General features: G+C 60.1%; 14 protein-coding genes, 1 tRNA gene and 1 pseudogene. 11 read left to right on the top strand and 5 right to left on the bottom strand.

Annotation, left to right across the window (positions count from 1 at the left end):
* Positions 1 to 79: 79 nt before the first annotated feature.
* The 4 genes and pseudogenes from PSOLE_RS06760 to PSOLE_RS06745 all read left to right on the top strand — a co-directional run.
* Entirely contained in the window at positions 80 to 3,547 is a 3,468-nt protein-coding gene (locus PSOLE_RS06760) for an indolepyruvate ferredoxin oxidoreductase family protein (protein WP_074856801.1), read from the top strand.
* 292 nt (positions 3,548 to 3,839) lie between these two features.
* Positions 3,840 to 3,914, top strand: a tRNA-Arg gene (locus tag PSOLE_RS06755).
* A gap of 161 nt (positions 3,915 to 4,075) precedes the next feature.
* Positions 4,076 to 5,353, top strand: coding sequence for a tyrosine-type recombinase/integrase (locus PSOLE_RS06750; RefSeq protein ID WP_003460680.1), 1,278 nt, complete (start codon positions 4,076 to 4,078; stop codon positions 5,351 to 5,353).
* A 245-nt stretch (positions 5,354 to 5,598) separates the two neighbouring features.
* Positions 5,599 to 5,874, top strand: a pseudogene (locus tag PSOLE_RS06745) (IS4 family transposase); the annotation flags it as partial.
* A gap of 87 nt (positions 5,875 to 5,961) precedes the next feature.
* On the opposite strand, the gene sstT reads toward PSOLE_RS06745, so the two are convergent.
* Positions 5,962 to 7,185: a serine/threonine transporter SstT gene (gene sstT / locus PSOLE_RS06740; protein ID WP_074856803.1), complete on the bottom strand. Its 1,224-nt coding sequence runs from the start codon at positions 7,183 to 7,185 to the stop codon at positions 5,962 to 5,964.
* A 464-nt stretch (positions 7,186 to 7,649) separates the two neighbouring features.
* Between sstT and PSOLE_RS06735 the strand changes: the two genes are divergently transcribed.
* Entirely contained in the window at positions 7,650 to 8,957 is a 1,308-nt protein-coding gene (locus tag PSOLE_RS06735; RefSeq protein WP_055986504.1) for an MFS transporter, read from the top strand.
* 100 nt (positions 8,958 to 9,057) lie between these two features.
* On the opposite strand, the gene PSOLE_RS06730 is transcribed toward PSOLE_RS06735, so the two are convergent.
* From PSOLE_RS06730 to flgA, 4 genes are all read right to left on the bottom strand, one after another.
* On the bottom strand, positions 9,058 to 9,807 hold the full coding sequence (locus PSOLE_RS06730) for a flagellar brake protein (RefSeq protein WP_074856806.1): 750 nt from the start codon (positions 9,805 to 9,807) through the stop codon (positions 9,058 to 9,060).
* A 90-nt stretch (positions 9,808 to 9,897) separates the two neighbouring features.
* Positions 9,898 to 10,365: a flagella synthesis protein FlgN gene (locus PSOLE_RS06725; RefSeq protein WP_003460689.1), complete on the bottom strand. Its 468-nt coding sequence runs from the start codon at positions 10,363 to 10,365 to the stop codon at positions 9,898 to 9,900.
* Positions 10,366 to 10,415: 50 nt separating this feature from the next.
* Positions 10,416 to 10,751: a flagellar biosynthesis anti-sigma factor FlgM gene (gene flgM / locus PSOLE_RS06720; RefSeq protein WP_003460690.1), complete on the bottom strand. Its 336-nt coding sequence runs from the start codon at positions 10,749 to 10,751 to the stop codon at positions 10,416 to 10,418.
* Positions 10,752 to 10,886: 135 nt separating this feature from the next.
* A complete protein-coding gene (gene flgA / locus PSOLE_RS06715; RefSeq protein ID WP_074856809.1) occupies positions 10,887 to 11,645 on the bottom strand; it encodes a flagellar basal body P-ring formation chaperone FlgA in 759 nt (252 codons plus the stop codon).
* Positions 11,646 to 11,722: 77 nt separating this feature from the next.
* Here flgA and PSOLE_RS06710 point away from each other — a divergent pair, with 77 nt between their 5' ends.
* From PSOLE_RS06710 to flgE, 6 genes are all read left to right on the top strand, one after another.
* Positions 11,723 to 12,655 (top strand): chemotaxis protein CheV, encoded by a 933-nt coding sequence (locus PSOLE_RS06710; protein ID WP_074856811.1) that lies wholly within the window; start codon positions 11,723 to 11,725, stop codon positions 12,653 to 12,655.
* 43 nt (positions 12,656 to 12,698) lie between these two features.
* The gene (cheR, locus tag PSOLE_RS06705) at positions 12,699 to 13,526 is read left to right on the top strand and encodes a protein-glutamate O-methyltransferase CheR (protein WP_039964674.1); all 828 of its coding nucleotides are present in this window, start codon (positions 12,699 to 12,701) and stop codon (positions 13,524 to 13,526) included.
* Between the two features lie 521 nt (positions 13,527 to 14,047).
* Entirely contained in the window at positions 14,048 to 14,455 is a 408-nt protein-coding gene (gene flgB, locus PSOLE_RS06700; protein ID WP_074856814.1) for a flagellar basal body rod protein FlgB, read from the top strand.
* An 11-nt stretch (positions 14,456 to 14,466) separates the two neighbouring features.
* Complete coding sequence (gene flgC / locus PSOLE_RS06695; protein WP_074856816.1) at positions 14,467 to 14,910, top strand: flagellar basal body rod protein FlgC; 444 nt, start codon at positions 14,467 to 14,469, stop codon at positions 14,908 to 14,910.
* A 21-nt stretch (positions 14,911 to 14,931) separates the two neighbouring features.
* On the top strand, positions 14,932 to 15,597 hold the full coding sequence (flgD, locus tag PSOLE_RS06690; RefSeq protein ID WP_074856819.1) for a flagellar hook assembly protein FlgD: 666 nt from the start codon (positions 14,932 to 14,934) through the stop codon (positions 15,595 to 15,597).
* Positions 15,598 to 15,634: 37 nt separating this feature from the next.
* Entirely contained in the window at positions 15,635 to 16,957 is a 1,323-nt protein-coding gene (gene flgE, locus PSOLE_RS06685) for a flagellar hook protein FlgE (RefSeq protein ID WP_074856821.1), read from the top strand.
* The last annotated feature ends 66 nt before the right edge of the window (positions 16,958 to 17,023 follow it).

Here is a 17,023-nt window from a genome sequence, read left to right as displayed (position 1 = left end):
GATCCTGCTGTGGAAACCAATGGAGCGTGTCTACCATCGCGCTCCTTTGTGCTCGCCATAAAAATAAAAGGAGCGCTCCATGTCACTGGCCGAAATCCGCCTGGATGACAAATACCGCCTCGCCACGGGTCACCTCTATCTGACCGGCACTCAGGCGCTCACCCGCCTGCCCATGCTGCAGAAGCAGCGTGATGCCGCCTTCGGACTCAATACCGCCTGCTTCATCTCCGGCTATCGCGGCTCGCCCCTTGGCGGCCTGGACAAGAGCCTGTGGGACGCGCGCGAGTACCTGAAGGAAAACCACATCCACTTCCAGCCCGGCGTCAACGAAGAGCTGGGCGCGACCGCGGTGTGGGGCAGCCAGCAGGCCAACCTGTTCCCCGGCGCCCGCTACGACGGCGTGTTCGCCATGTGGTACGGCAAGGGGCCGGGCGTCGACCGCAGCGGTGACGTGTTCAAGCACGGCAACTCGGCCGGTGTTTCCAAGCATGGCGGCGTGCTGGTGTTGGCCGGCGACGATCATGGCTGCAAGTCCTCGACCATCGCCCACCAGAGCGAGCATGCGTTCATCGCCGCGTCGATCCCGGTGCTCAACCCGGCCAACGTCCAGGAAGTGCTGGACTACGGCATCATCGGCTGGGAGCTGTCGCGCTACAGCGGCTGCTGGGTAGCGCTGAAGACCATCGCCGAGAACGTCGACTCCTCGGCCGTGGTGGACGTCGATCCACTGCGTATCCAGATAAAGATCCCCGAGGATTTCCAACTGCCGGAAGACGGCGTGCACATCCGCTGGCCCGATCCGCCCCTGGCCCAGGAAAAGCGCCTCAACGTCTACAAGATCTACGCCGCGCGCGCCTTCGCCCTGGCCAACAACCTCAACCAGGTCAAGCTCGATTCGCCCAACCCGCGTCTGGGCATCATCACCACCGGCAAGTCCTACCTCGACGTGCGCCAGGCCCTGGATGACCTCGGCCTGGACGAAGCACTGTGCGCCCAGGTTGGCCTGCGCGTGCTCAAGGTCGGCATGAGCTGGCCGCTGGAGCCGGTGTCGGTGCACCAGTTCGCCGAAGGCCTGGACGAAATTCTGGTGGTGGAAGAGAAACGCAGCATCATCGAAGACCAGCTCACCGGCCAGCTCTATAACTGGCCAGTGGGCAAGCGCCCGCGCGTGGTCGGCGAGTTCGATGAACAGGGTAATTCGCTGCTGCCCAACTTGGGCGAATTGACTCCGGCGATGATCGCCCGGGTGATCGCCAAGCGCCTGGCGCCGATCTACAGCAGCCCGACCATCGAAGAGCGCCTGGCCTTCCTCGATGCCAAGGAAAAGGCCCTGGCCGCGCCCAAGCACAAGACCGTGCGCACCCCGCATTTCTGCTCCGGCTGCCCGCACAACAGCTCGACCAAGGTGCCGGAGGGCAGCCGCGCCCTCGCTGGCATCGGTTGCCATTACATGACCCAGTGGATGGATCGCAGCACCGACACCTTCACCCAGATGGGCGGCGAGGGCGCCACCTGGATCGGCCAGGCGCCGTTCACCGATACGCCGCACGTGTTCCAGAACCTCGGTGACGGCACCTACTTCCACTCCGGCCATCTGGCCCTGCGCGCGGCCGTGGCCGCCGGGGTCAATATCACCTACAAGATTCTCTACAACGATGCGGTGGCGATGACCGGCGGCCAGCCCATCGACGGCGAGCTGCGTATCGACCAGCTCAGCCAGCAGGTGCATGCCGAGGGCGTCAAACGCATCGCCCTGGTCAGCGATGAGCCGGACAAGTACCCGACCCGCGCCACCTTCGCCCCGGGCGTGACCTTCCACCACCGCCGCGAACTGGACGCCGTGCAGCGTGAGTTGCGCGAGGTAAAAGGTGTGTCGGTGATCCTCTACGACCAGACCTGCGCCACCGAAAAACGTCGTCGGCGCAAGCGCGGCAAGATGGTCGATCCGGCCAAGCGCGCCTTCATCAACCCGGCCGTGTGCGAAGGCTGTGGCGACTGCAGCGTGAAATCCAACTGCCTGTCGGTGCTGCCGCTGGAAACCGAACTGGGGCGCAAGCGCGAGATCGACCAGAGTGCCTGTAACAAGGACTTCAGCTGCCTGGAGGGCTTCTGCCCGAGTTTCGTCACCGTGCACGGCGGCAGCCTGCGCAAGCCCGAGGCCGTTGGCCTCGGTGCGCTGTTCATCGCCCTGCCGGAGCCGAAACAGCCGGCCCTGACTCGCCCCTGGAACATCCTTCTGCCCGGTGTTGGCGGTAGCGGTGTGACCACCGTTGGCGCGCTGCTGGGCATGGCCGCGCATATCGAAGGCAAGGGCTGCACCGTGCTCGACCAGGCCGGCCTGGCGCAGAAGTTCGGCCCGGTGATCACCCATATCCGCATCGCCGCGCAGCAGAGCGACATCTACGCGGTGCGCATCGCCGCCGGGGAAACCGACCTGCTGCTGGGTTGCGACCTGGTGGTGTCGTCCAGCGAAGAGGCGCTGGCCAAGCTCAACGACAAGATCGCCCATGCGGTGATCAACAGTCATGAGGCGGCCACTGCCGAGTTCACCCGCAACCCGGACGCCCAGGTTCCCGGCGCAGCCATGCGCGAGGCGATCAGCGAGGCGGTGGGCGAGGGCAAGACTCGTTTCGTCGACGCTACTCGCCTGGCCACTCGCCTGCTCGGCGATAGCATCGCCACCAACCTGTTCATGCTCGGCTATGCCTATCAGTTGGGCCTGGTGCCGGTATCGGCCGAAGCGCTGAACAAGGCCATCGAGCTCAACGGCGTGTCCGTTCAACTCAACCAGCAGGCCTTCCTCTGGGGCCGTCGCGCCGCACATGACCTGGCTGCGGTGGAAAAGCTCGCCGCGCCCAAGGTCGTCGAAGCGCCGCATTGCAGCACGCTGGAGGAAATCGTTGCCGACCGTGTGCAGCGTCTGACCGCCTACCAGAACGCGGCCTATGCCGAACGCTACCGTGAGCTGGTCGAGCACGTGCGCAAGGCCGATACCGATGCGCAGCAGCGCCTGAGCAAGGCCGTAGCTCGCTATTACTTCAAGCTCCTGGCCTACAAGGACGAGTACGAAGTGGCGCGGCTGTACAGCGATGCCACGTTCCGCAAGCAGCTCGAAGCGCAGTTCGAAGGCGACTACCAACTGCAGTTCCACGTGGCGCCGAGCTGGTTGAGCAAGCCCGATGCGGTTACCGGCCAGCCACGCAAGCGCAGCTTCGGCCCCTGGATGCTCAAGGCGTTCGGCGTACTGGCGCGCTTCAAGTTCCTGCGTGGCAGCGTGCTCGATCCGTTCGGCCACAGTGCCGAGCGTCGCCTGGAGCGCGAGCTGATCGAGGAGTACGAAGCCAATGTGGCCTACCTGCTCGCCGAGCTCAACGCCGGTAACTACCGCACGGCGGTGGCGCTGGCCGAGATTCCCGAGCAGATCCGCGGCTACGGCCACGTCAAGGAAGCGGCACTGGCCAAGGCGCGCGAGCAGGCGACGCAGCTCAAGGCACGCCTGACCGTCAGCGAGATCGCCGCTGTGCAGCTGTTCGAACCGGCTGCCTGAGCCGCAAACCCATCCCCTTTGCCACCCTCTCCCGTGCGGGAGAGGGGCGGCTTTTTATATCCGAGGTAACCCGATGTCCGTCTTCACTCACGTCGACTTCGATCAGCACGAACAGGTGGTCTCTCGATTCGACAAGCTCAAGAGAAATTACGAGAGCGTGGTGGCCATGGCCTGAGCCTTCCTATGGTTGCCCATGTAAAACGGCAGCAGGCCCTAGGAAGTGAGCGGTGGCGACATGACAAATGCGCGTGTCGCCGCTAAGATGCGGCCCGGCCGTTGCCAATACGGCCGTGTCCCCTTAGTTCAACGGATAGAATAAGCCCCTCCTAAGGGCTAGATGCTGGTTCGATTCCAGCAGGGGACGCCAAATGATTGACTCTATCTGTCTATAGAAGTCTACGAATCCCAGTAAAGCCGGCCACTTGAGCCGGCTTTGTTGTATCCGGCTGTCTACTATTGTCTCTGTACATATCCACGTTTTAGGAAGACGTTTAGGGATACGCCGGTTCGATAAGGGTACGTATTCCTATGGCACGCCCAGTCACCCCTCTGACAGATTCCAAGTGTGAGGCTGCCAAGCCGCGCGAGAAGGAATACAAGCTGTTCGATGGTCAGGGCCTGTACCTGGCTGTGAAGCCCAGCGGTTCCAAGGTGTGGCGCTTCAAGTTCACCCGGCCCGATGATAGGGCGGGGCTGGCCACTTTCGGCAACTACCCAGCGCTGACCCTGAAGGCCGCCCGTGATCGGCGTGCTTCTGCCCTGGAGCTGCTGGCCCACGATCAAGACCCGATAGAGACCGCCAGGCTCGCAAAGATCGAAGCCACCAATGCCCGCGCCAACACCTTCAAGGCCATGGCCGAGGAATGGCATGCGGCCTGTTCCCTCAAGTGGTCGCCAGGGCATGCCGCCACGGTGTGGCGCAACCTCGAGTTGCACGTATTGCCGGTGCTCGGTGCGCGCCCGCTGGGTGAGCTCAAAACCCGGGATCTGATGCAGCCGCTCAAGGCCGTGGAGAAGCGCGGCACCCTGGAGCTGGCTGGCCGGCTGCGCCAGTACATCACCGGGGTCATGCGTATGGCAGTGCAGCATGGGCTGATCGACAGTAACCCGGCCAACGACCTGGTGGGCGCCACGGCCACCCGCAAGAGTGCCCACCGGCCCGCCTTGCCACTGGATCGCCTACCCGAGCTGCTGCAGCGTATCAAGGCCGATTCCGGCCGGGCGCTGACCCGGCATGCGGTATCGCTCACCCTGCTGGTGTTTATCCGCTCCAGCGAGCTGCGTTTTGCCCGTTGGAGTGAGATCGACACCGTCCGGGCCATGTGGGAGATACCCGGCCAGCGCGAGGCCATCGAGGGCGTCAAGTTCTCCCACCGCGGCGCCAAGATGGGGACTCCGCACCTGGTACCGCTGAGCCGCCAGACACTGGAGCTGCTGGAACAGGTGCGGCAGCTCACCGGTCGCTTCGATCTGGTGTTCCCCGGCGACCATTACCACCACAAGCCCATGAGCGAGAACACCATCAACAAGGCCCTGCGCCGTATGGGTTATGACACCAAGGTTGATCTGTGCGGCCACGGCTTCCGCACTATGGCCTGTTCCGCCTTGGTGGAGTCGGGGCTATGGTCGAAGGATGCCGTTGAAAGGCGGATGAGCCACCAAGAGCGCGACACGGTGCGTGGCGCCTACATCCACAAGGCAGAGCACCTGCAGGAACGCCGGCTGATGTGCCAGTGGTGGGCCGACTACCTCGATGCCAACCGGCAGCAGCACGTCACCCCATACGATTTCGCCCACCGTTGGTAAGGGGTCGGCAACGTGGTGCCGGTCAACTTCGGCAAGTCGGTTTGAGCATGCAAACCCATACCCCTGAAAAATTCCTTGTTCTTGGTGTGATTGGTGCTCCTAGAATGCTTGGGGCCAGTAACCACGGGGCTTTCAGCGATGGAGCACAAGAGCGAACAGACAGGAACACGGGCGGCAATGAACACCTGTTGTGTTCCGGCGTCCTGCCTCAAAAAGGCCGATTCGGCCTGCTCTTGCCTGTAAAGGAGCTGATCTACCAAGAGGTTTGGGGATTGTTGCTGGCTTACAACATCATTCGTCGTGAAGCCAGTCAGGCAGCCGTCGCCTTTGGCCGCTCCCCAAGCGACATCCGCTTCAAGCCGGTGGCCCACTACATCGCCGTGCAATTGATCGTGATGGCAGCGGCCAACCCGATTTCAGCAACAGGACAACGCTTATCAGCGTTGAGGGCAGGAGTCGGTGGGCTGTTTCTGGATCACCGCCCAAGGCCATCAAGAGCAAGGACGGTGAAGATTTCATAGACCCGCTACCCGGTGGATCGCAAGGCTGCTCCGCTTAAGTCAACAGCATTACACGCGAGGTGGGCCTTGCTATCAACGCGATGGGTCTCAGCTGTCCTTACGCTCTTGTGCCATGCAGGCAGCGGCGGTGAACAGCACGTCGGTGGAAGAGTTCAGCGCGGTTTCTGCCGAGTCCTGAACGATGCCGATGATGAAACCGATGGCGACGATCTGCATGGCCACGTCATTGGGGATGCCGAACAGGCTGCAGGCCAGCGGGATCAGCAGCAGCGAGCCGCCGGCGACACCGGATGCGCCGCAGGCACTGATCGAGGCCAGCACGCTCAGCAGCAGGGCGGTGGGTAGATCGACGGGGATGCCCAGGGTGTGCACTGCAGCCATGGTCAGCACGGTGATGGTGATGGCGGCACCGGCCATGTTGATGGTGGCGCCCAGCGGAATGGAGACCGAGTAGGTTTCTTCGTGCAGGCCCAGGCGCTGGCTCAGTTGCAGGTTGACCGGAATGTTGGCGGCCGAGCTACGGGTGAAGAAAGCGGTGATGCCGCTTTCGCGCAGGCAGGTGAACACCAGCGGGTAGGGGTTGCGACGGATCTTCCAGTACACCAGCGCCGGGTTGACCACCAGGGCCACCAGCAGCATGCAGCCGACCAGCACCACCAGCAGGTGCAGATAACCGAGCAGGGCGTCGAAGCCGGATTCGGCGAGGGTGGCGGCGACCAGGCCGAAGATCCCCAGCGGCGCCAGGCGGATCACCAGCTTGACGATGGCAGTCACACCGTTGGACAGTTCGCCCAGCAGTTGTTTGCTACCGGCGCTGGCATGGCGGAAGGCGAAGCCGAGGCCGATAGCCCAGGCCAGGATACCGATGAAGTTACCATTCAGCAGGGCATTGACCGGGTTGTCGACCACGTTCATCAGCAGCGTCTTGAGGACTTCACCGATGCCGCCAGGGGGTGTCAGCTCGGCGGCCTGGCTACTCAGTACCAACGAGGAAGGGAAGAGGAAACAGGCCACTACCGCTACCAACGCTGCGCTGAAGGTGCCGAGCAGGTACATCATCAGAATCGGACGGATGTGGGTTTGCTGGCCGTGTTGGTGGTTGGCGATGGATGACATCACCAGAATGAACACCAGTACCGGAGCGACGGCCTTTAACGCAGAGATGAATACGTTGCCGATGAACGCGACAGACAGTGCCGCCTGCGGAGCGATTACGGCCAGGGCGATACCTGCCAGCAGGCCGATGATGATCTGTGTCACCAGGCTGGTGCGGTTGAGTAGCTGCAGGGCAGGGTGAAGGGCTTGGGACATCGCGAGTTCTCTGGTTGCTGGGCGCGTTGCAAGTGGCGTCGGGCCTGGTTCGAGAGGTTTTTCGGTAGTGCCATGGAGAGCAGGCCGAAAAAATAGCGCGCGACTCTAGCACAGCCGGATCGGGGTTCGTGCGCTGGACGGGCATCTGGACGACAGGGCGCAAGCCCATGTCGCATCTCTACAAGGCTTGTCTGCCGGCTCTGCCAGGTAGTTGCCGGGGCGGATCAGCAAACCTGCGGCTGGCAGGGTGTGACCCGTGGTCGCTCGAAGAACAGGAAGAATTGAGGCTACGCTGTACCCTGTGCGGCGCAAGCGAGCGTCTGAATCGTGATGAGTTGGCAATCGAACTGTTCGTTTTCCAGGGCATCGAAAGTTGCATCGCCCGCACGCCCCAAGGGCGCCGTCCTAGCCGCGCAGGCCCGCCGCCATTCCCGGTTTCCGTGCACAAGGAGCTTTACCCGTCAATGCGCTTGATCTGGAAGTCATTCCGCTCGCTCTATTTCGCCACCTTGCTGATGTTGCTCGGCTCTGGCCTGCTCAGTACCTACCTGGCCCTGCGTCTGGCTGACACCGTGGATGGTCTCTGGGTCGGTGCGCTGATGGCGGCCAATTACTTTGGCCTTGTGCTCGGCGGCAAGCTGGGGCATCGACTGATCGGTCGGGTGGGGCATATCCGTGCTTACGTGGCCTGTGCCGGCGTGGTCACGGCGGCTGTGCTGGGCCATGGGCTGATCGAGTGGCTGCCATTCTGGCTGTTTCTGCGCATGCTGGTGGGCCTGGGCATGATGTGTCAGTACATGGTCATCGAGAGCTGGCTCAACGAGCAGGCCGAAGCCACGCAGCGTGGCCTGGTGTTCAGCGGGTACATGGGGGCTTCCTACCTGGGCCTGATTCTTGGGCAACTGGCGCTGGTGGTGCATCCGACGCTGGGTCTGGAATTGCTCATGTTGGTCGCCCTGTGCTTCGCCTTGTGTCTGGTGCCCGTAGCGCTGACCCGGCGTTTACACCCGGCGCCCTTGCATCCGGCACCGCTGGAGCTGCGCTTCTTCCTCAGTCGCGTGCCGCTGTCGCTGACCGCTATCGCCGTGGCTGGCCTGTTGATCGGTTCTTTTTATGGCCTGGCGCCTTTGTACGCCACTCGGATGGGGCTATCGACCGAGCAGGTGGGGCTGTTCATGGGCAGCTGCATCCTGGCGGGTCTCCTGGTGCAGTGGCCGCTGGGCTGGCTTTCCGATCGACATGACCGCGTGCGCCTGATTCGTGGCTGTTCGGTCTTGCTGCTGCTGGCTGCCTTGCCGTTGGCGGCACTGCCACAGGTATTTCTCGGCCTGCTGTTCGGTGTCGGTTTTTTGGTCAGCATGATGCAATTCAGCCTCTACCCACTGGCCGTGGCCCTGGCCAATGACCATGTCGAGCCGGAGCGGCGGGTATCACTGACGGCCATGCTGTTGGTGACATTCGGTGTTGGTGCCTGCATCGGTCCATTATTGGCGGGTGTATTGATGCGTTTTTATGGCGCCAACATGCTCTATGTGTTTGTCAGTGTCTGTGCGCTGATCCTGGTCTGGCGTATTCGCCCAGAGGTCGTCACCCATCAGCATCAGGTCGATGATGCGCCACTGCAGCATATGGCCATGCCCGGTAATGTCACCAGTTCACCGCTGGTTGCAGCGCTAGACCCGAGGGTCGATGAGCAGACGGTACAGGAGCAGATGCAGGAGCCAGCTGCGGCGGGCGAGGAGGAGGTTGAGCCGGACGTGAAGCGGGGGTAGTCCGCCGCCAGACTTTGTAGGGTGGGCTTTAGCCCACGGCGGCCTCCCTTGGTGGGCTGAAGCCCACCCTACGGGCTTTGCGCGAATGGAGGGGGTGGGCTCAGAAGGGGCCGTCGCTCTCGGTGCGACGGGCCTCGCGTTGCAGTTGATAGACGAAGCGCTCGACCTGGCGTTGCTCCAGACCGGTCATGCGATGAAAACGAGTGCCGACGAAGGTCATGTCGACCTTGTCCTCGTATTGCACATGACGTATTTCCACTGCGCAGGTCAGGTTGCCGAAGGGCAGGTAAGCTGTGAGTCGCTCGTGCACCTGGCCATTGCTTAATTGCTGGCTGAGATTACCGGCGAAACGCAGTTTGCAGCCGGTGGCCGAGATGTCCAGCAGATGGCCTGGCAGCGACTCGCGCAGTTTGTCACCATTGAGTACAACCTTGACCAGATCGCTTTGTTTCAATTGTGCGCGAAAGGCGCTGCGGCGCTGGTGATAGATTACCTCACTGGGTAGCGGCGCCCAGTAGCAGGGGGCTCCCTCGAGCTCGCCGAGCTGCACGTCATGATCACAGGTCCAGGCGACGCGTACCCCGTCGCGAAACGCTTCTATGTTGAAGGTTTCACCCTGCTTGAGAAAACGCTCACCATCGTTGGGGATGATTTCGTCCAGTGCCACGCGAGCACGGTCTTTATCGATTTCAACCAGGTAGCTTTGGAAGCGCAGGTCGCGCCCCTTGAACTGAATGATCAGGGGGTCATGGTTCTGTTGCAGTTGACGCAGGATGGCAATGATCTCGACGGATGTCTTGAGCACCTTGGGCGGCTGAGGACCGCTCTCGTCGTTGAACGCGCTGGACACAGGACGGAACTCTCCGGTTCATGAGCTATAACGGCACTAGCATACTGGCAGAGTGCCTGCATGTCCCTGTGCTTTTTGTTGGGGGATGGCTCAGGCCTGGCTGAGCGGTCTTTGCTGCGCGATTCTAGCGGCACCGCCGCGGCTGTCATAGAGGCCGGGTGTCTCTGCGCCGCGCAGAATACCAAGGACGCTGCCGACCGAGGCCTGGTTGGCGCGAATCAAACGCCCATTGCGTAGATTGGCCTCCTGGCAGCGCTGCAGGAGAGCGGACAGCTCCTCACTGCGTACCAGCAACTGATCACCTACGGAGGACTTGCTCGCCAGCGCAGTGAGCCCTTCGCGATCTGCACTCAGACCGGCGTTTTGCAGCAGACGGCTGCGCTCGTTGCCGTGCTGTTGAAGCAGGGCAAGCAGAGGTTGTTTTTCACTGAGCAGGCTGTCGAGGCGCGGCAGGTCGCGTTCGGTGAGGGCCTGGAATTCGTTATCGATCAGCTCAAGCAATTGCTCGGCGGTGCCGATATCGTTGGTGAAGAGGTCAAGCAAGGCTGTGTCGTTCATGGCGGGCTCTTGGGGGTCGGGCGTCCAACACCCCCAGCGCAGCCCTGAGACTAGCGCTGGGATTCGAAGTCGAGCAGTTTCTGGGCGACGCGTTTGCTGTCGACCTGATAGCTGCCATCAGCAATGGCCTGTTTCAGCTGGGCCACACGCTCCTTGTTGACGATGGGCTGATCACGCAGCTTCTCGCCGATTGTTTGCAACTGCTGTGCCTCACGGCTCAGTTGTACCGATTCACCGCTCTTGGTGTTGGTCTGTTCATCAGTACCGGTGACAGGCGCTTTGTTCGGCTGTGCCGACTCATTGCGATTGCCAGCCTGAGTCGCGCCGGTACGTCCCGCATTGGCGGGCGTATTGGCATTGTTCAGCCGGTTGAAGTCGATGACCATGATGCAGAACCTCGGACGATATGGTGGACGCTTGCCATGCTTCTCGGCTGCTGCCGGGAAAACTTTAGGATTAATTTCATCGCGTCGTTTAACAGTGTAGGGAATCGCCACGTCTTTGCGCTACAAGAAACATGCCTACATGGGTACTTCCACTTGCCCAGGCCCGACAACGCGGGCTCGAACGACTCGCTGCGAACGCAGGTTACGCACGTTGATCTGTTCGCCTGGAGCACCATCGGTCAGAGCTTCGCCGGGCATACGGACACTCACGCTAGCGCCGCGAGCGCTGATCACCACCTGGTCGCCGCGCCGAATGACCTCGGCTATTTGCAGATGAGTCGAAAGAAGAATCTGGTCACTACCGAGCTGGCGCGTCAATTTTTTGCCGATCGCCTGATTCAGGTCGGTGAGAAAGTTCTGACCCAATTGACCGACATCGCGTTCAACCAGGCTCAAATCCGTAGCTTTGACTACGCTCATGCGCTTGAGCGGGCGAGTCAGTACGACAATGGGGCGATACAAGCGCACTTCAGCGGGCACGAATACTGTCCACGGAGCGCTGCCGTCACAGCGCACGCGCGTAGTGACACGGCCCAGCGGCTGCGCCGGGCTTTCCAGCGTGGTGGTCAGCGGCTGATCGCACAGAGGCAGGCGTAACCGTGGGTCGAGACGGTTGACGCGAATCTCATGGCGGCCCTGAATTTCGCTACGCTGTAGATATTCAGTGGTCGCCTGCTCAAGAAAGGCCTCGGTGGCGCCGATAAGTTGTTCAGTGCTGGTGAAGGTGGCAGCCGCCGTAGCGCTGTAGCCGAGTGTCGGCAAAGCGAGTAAAACGGGCAAAGGGGCAAGGCACTTTGCTAGTAGCTGACGGAATGATGACGTTCTCTGCTTCATAAGCAATGCAAAGCAAGCCCCGTGCCGCCTGCTAGGCTCAACGGGGTAGGCGTTACTGGATAAGAAGGAGTCCGGGCATGGCCGGGTTGATGGATTCGGTTAACCAGCGCACTCAGTTGGTGGGACAGAACCGCTTGGAGTTGTTGCTGTTTCGCCTGGAAGGCCCACAGCTTTACGGTATCAACGTATTCAAGGTGAAAGAGGTGCTGCAATGCCCGAAACTCACCATCATGCCCAAATCAAGTCCGGTGGTGCGGGGGGTGGCCAACATTCGCGGGGGCACCATCCCGATTCTCGATCTTTCCATCGCTACCGGCCGTGCCGCGCTGGAAGATCTGAAGACCAGCTTCGTGATCATCACCGAGTACAACACCAAGGTTCAGGGTTTTCTGGTGCGCTCGGTCGAACGTATCGTCAACATGAACTGGGAGGAGATCCATCCGCCACCCAAGGGCACCGGACGCGATCACTACCTGACAGCAGTCACGCGGCTCGACCAGCAGTTGGTCGAGATCATCGATGTCGAGAAGATTCTTGCCGAAGTCGCGCCGACCTCGGAAGTGATCTCCGCTGGCGTCATCGATGATCAGGTGCAGAGTCAGGCGGTGACCAAGCATGTGCTGATCGTCGATGACTCCTCGGTGGCGCGCAAACAGGTTTTGCGCTGCCTGCAGACCGTTGGCGTCGAGGTGACGGCGCTGAACGATGGCCGCGAGGCACTCAATTACCTCAAGAAAATGGCCGACGAGGGGCATAATCCCGACAAGGAACTGCTGATGCTGATTTCCGACATCGAGATGCCCGAGATGGACGGATATACGCTGACCACGGAGATTCGTAGCGATCCGCGCATGCAGAAGCTGCATATCCTCCTGCATACTTCGCTTTCCGGTGTGTTCAACCAGGCGATGGTGAAGAAGGTCGGCGCTGACGACTTCCTCGCCAAGTTCAAGCCAGATGATCTGGCGGCGCGCGTGGTCGATCGCATTCGTATATCGGATGGGGGCTGAAGGATGACCTTCGGCGAACGTTATGGTTGCAGAGGCGGCACTAGTGTCTTCAGGTAATTTGGATTTCGAGCAGTTCCGGACTTTCCTGGAAAAGGCCTGCGGTATTCTGCTTGGCAGCAACAAGCAGTACCTGGTCTCCAGCCGTCTGAACAAGTTGATGGAACAGAACGGCATCAAGACCCTGGGCGAGCTGGTGCAGCGCATGCAGAGCCAGCCGCGAGGCGGGTTGCGCGAGCAGGTGGTGGATGCCATGACCACCAATGAGACCCTGTGGTTTCGCGACACCTATCCCTTCGAGGTGCTCAAGAGCCGTGTACTGCCGGAGTTGATCAAGGCCTACCCGGGGCAGCGCCTGCGTATCTGGTCGGCCGCCTGCTCGTCCGGGCAGGAGCCATACTCGCTGTCGATGGCCATCGATGAGTTCGAGCGTACCAACCTCGGTCAGCTCAAGGCAGGTGTGCAGATCGTCGCCACCGATCTTTCGCCTTCGATGCTGGCCAACTGCAAGTCCGGTGAATACGACAGCCTGGCCATGGGGCGCGGGCTTTCGCAGGAGCGACTGCAGCGCTACTTCGACCCCAAGGGGCCAGGGCGTTGGCAGGTCAAGGCGCCTATCAAGAGCCGTGTCGAGTTTCGCCCACTGAACTTGCTGGATAGCTACGCGGCATTGGGCAAGTTCGACATCGTCTTCTGCCGCAACGTGCTGATCTACTTTTCGGCCGAGGTGAAGAAGGACATCCTCACGCGCATCCATGCCACCCTCAAGCCGGGTGGCTATCTGTTCCTTGGCGCCTCCGAAGCGCTCAATGGCCTGCCGGACAAGTACCAGATGGTGCAGTGCAGCCCGGGGATCATCTACAAGGCCAAATAGGCGCAAGGCATGTTTGGTATCAGCAGCGGGAGGCCTTTGGCCTAATGCCAGTCAGTTAAGCCGTTGCACTCGATCTTTGTAGGAGCCGGCTTGCCGGCGATCCGCCATAAAAAGCATCGCCAGCAAGCTGGCTCCTACGAAAAACGCCCCTCTACTGCAAGTAGGAGGGGGTGGTGACGAACTTATCTGATCAGCATTAGCCTTTGGCCTCCCGTTTGCGTTTCTGGACTCTGAAAACCATGGGCCCGATCGGATAGGTTTCGCCGTAGGCACCAGCGGTTTGGCCTGGTGCAGAAGAACCGATGCGCATCGCGCGCCCCAGGGTTCGGCGGGGCGGCAATCTGTCCGGTTGTCTTTGCCGCTTGCTTGCCAATAGGCGGTAAAGCCTTGCCGCTTTGCCGTTATTTTTCCGCCTGAATGCTATTAAAGTATTGATTTAATTGGATTAAATAAATTGGCACAGCCTTTGCTGGATAGCTTGCAACAGTGACTACATGGCCCAAGCGGCAAAGGTTCGGAACATGAGCATCAACTTCGGCAGAGCACTCGGTATTCACGAACAAGCCCTCGGCTTTCGCGCCCAACGCGCCGAGGTGCTGGCCAACAATATCGCCAACGCCGATACGCCGAACTACAAAGCGCGCGATCTGGATTTCGCCAGCGTACTGGCCGAACAGAGCAGCCGCATGCAGCGTGGCGGCGTTTCTCTGAGCCGCACCGATAGCCGCCACATCCCAGCCGAGGGCGTGAAGACCGGCGAAGCCGAGCTGCCGTATCGCACGCCGTTCCACGCGTCGCTGGATCAGAACACCGTCGACCTGCAGATCGAGCAATCGAACTACGCCGAAAACTCGGTGCAGTTTCAGGCCAGCTTCACCTTTCTCAATAGCAAATTCAAAGGGCTGACTGCAGCCCTGCGCGGCGAATAAGGAGTCAGGCCATGTCCCTTGCCAGTGTTTTCAATATCGCCGGAACCGGCATGAGCGCGCAGAGCACTCGCCTGAACACCATTTCCAGCAACATTGCCAACGCCGAGACTGTTTCCTCGAGCCTGGATCAGACCTACCGCGCTCGCCACCCGGTGTTCGCCACCGTATTTCAGAGTGCTCAAGGCGGCGACCGCGGCTCGCTGTTCGCCGAACAGGATGAGGCCGGGCGTGGTGTGCAGGTGCTGGGCGTGATCGAGGATCAGAGCAGCCTGATGCCACGCTATGAGCCAGATCACCCGATGGCCAACGCTGACGGCTATGTCTACTACCCGAACGTCAACGTGGTCGAGGAAATGGCCGACATGATTTCTGCCAGTCGCGCCTTCCAGACCAACGTGGAAATGATGAATACCGCCAAACAGATGCTGCAGCGTGTGCTGACCCTCGGTCAGTAATGCTTTGAAAGGAGACAAGGGATGAGCACGGTAAGCGGCACGAGTTCGGTACTCGATCAGTACCAGATCAAGCAGGAAACCAAACAAAACAAGGATCTCGGCAAGAACGAGTTCCTCAATCTGCTGGTGGCGCAGCTGAATAACCAGAACCCGCTGGAGCCGCAAGGCAACGGTGAGTTCATCGCTCAGCTCGCGCAGTTCAGCAGCCTGGAAGGTATTCAGCAGTTGAACTCGAGTGTCAGCTCGATGATGTCCAGCTTCCAGTCCTCGCAGGCGCTTCAGGCCTCCTCCCTGGTCGGGCGCAAGGTCATTGTGCCGAGCGAGAAGGCGGTGGTCGATACCAGTGAGAGCTTCAAGGCCAGCACTATCCTTCCGGTCAGCAGTAGCAACGTATATGTCAACGTCTATGACAGCGCTGGATCGGTGGTTACCCGTATCAACCTGGGTGAGCAGGCTGCCGGGAACGTCAGTTTCATCTGGGATGGCAAGGATTCCAGCGGCAACCTGATGCCGCCGGGTACCTACAAGTTCGAGGCCCAGGCCACTTACGGTACCGAGACCAAAGGGCTTTACACCCTGTTGCCGGCCAATGTCGACAGTGTCACCTTGGGCCGCAACGAGCTGATGCTCAACCTTGCCGGTCTGGGCAGTGTTCCGCTTTCTCAAGTGCAGGTCATCGGCCAGTAACTTATTGCCGCCGGACGTTCCGGCAAAGGAGTCTTCCATGTCGTTCAATATTGGTCTCAGTGGTCTGCGTGCCGCGACAAAAGATCTAAACGTCACGGGCAACAACATCGCGAATGCTGGTACGGCAGGCTTCAAGCAATCGCGTGCAGAGTTTTCTGATGTCTATGCAGCATCAGTATTGGGTACTGGGAAGAACCCCCAGGGTAGTGGGGTTTTGCTGTCGAACATTTCGCAGCTATTCAATCAGGGTAATGTTAACTACACACAGAATGCCTTGGATCTTGCTATTAACGGCAATGGCTTTTTTCAGGTCAGTAACAATGGTGCGCTCAGTTACACTCGGGCGGGCTACTTTGGGACTGATCGTAATGGCTTTATTGTGGATAATTTCGGTTACAATCTTCAGGGTTATACTGTGGATGCCAATGGCAATCTGCAGACCGGGGTTGTGGGTAATCTACAAATTCAGACTGCAAGTCAACAGCCTAAGGCAACTACCCAGGTTGCACAATTGTTCAACTTGAACTCCACCAATACTGTGCCGGTGACCACGCCTTTTAATGCGGGCGATCCAACAACGTACAACTCTTCAACTTCAACAAATATTTATGATTCTCAAGGTAATGCTCATGTTCTCACTCAGTACTTCGTGAAGACGGGAGCAAATTCTTGGGATATGCAAGTTTTGATCGATGGGCGCAGTCCGGGTGATGCTGCGCAGGAGCCTCCAGTGCCAGCAGTGATACCGCTCCAGTTTACGCCGGCGGGGCAGTTGGATACTGCTGCGCTAAATGCAACGCCCTTGCCAGCTGGTTTCACTGTAGATGAGGGAGTTATCCGCTATTCGGACTGGCAGCCAGCTGGACTTGATACTTCCGGTGCAACGCCAGTGTGGGGGGCCAACGGAGCCACTTCACCAAGCCCGTTTGCCTTAGATTTACGAGGCTCTACGCAGTTTGCTAGTTCCTTTGCGGTAAACAGTGTGAGTCAAGATGGCTATACCACTGGACAACTGGCTGGGATTGAGATTGATGATACGGGGGTGATTTTTGCGCGTTACACCAATGGCCAATCGAAGGTGCAGGGTCAGGTAATTCTTGCTAATTTCGCGAATGTCCAGGGTTTGACTCCTGTGGGTAAAACGCAGTGGGTGCAGTCCTTCGAATCAGGTGAGCCGGTTCGTAATCCACCCCGGTCTGGCACTTTAGGCGCTATTCAAGCTGGTGCACTGGAGGATTCCAACGTCGAGCTGTCCGACCAGTTGGTGAACCTGATCGTGGCCCAGCGCAACTATCAGGCCAACGCCAAGACCATCGAGACTGAAAGCGCCATCACCCAGACCATCATCAACCTGCGTTGATAGGGGAGGGTTAGGCAAAGCGGCAAGCCTGGCTTGCCGCTTTGCCGTTCCAGGGCCGGCAAAACC

Source organism: Pseudomonas oleovorans subsp. oleovorans (genome assembly GCF_002197815.1).
Classification (GTDB): domain Bacteria; phylum Pseudomonadota; class Gammaproteobacteria; order Pseudomonadales; family Pseudomonadaceae; genus Aquipseudomonas; species Aquipseudomonas oleovorans.
The sequence above is the reverse complement of the archived record's forward strand: the minus strand, read 5'-3'. Positions and strand labels throughout refer to the sequence as shown.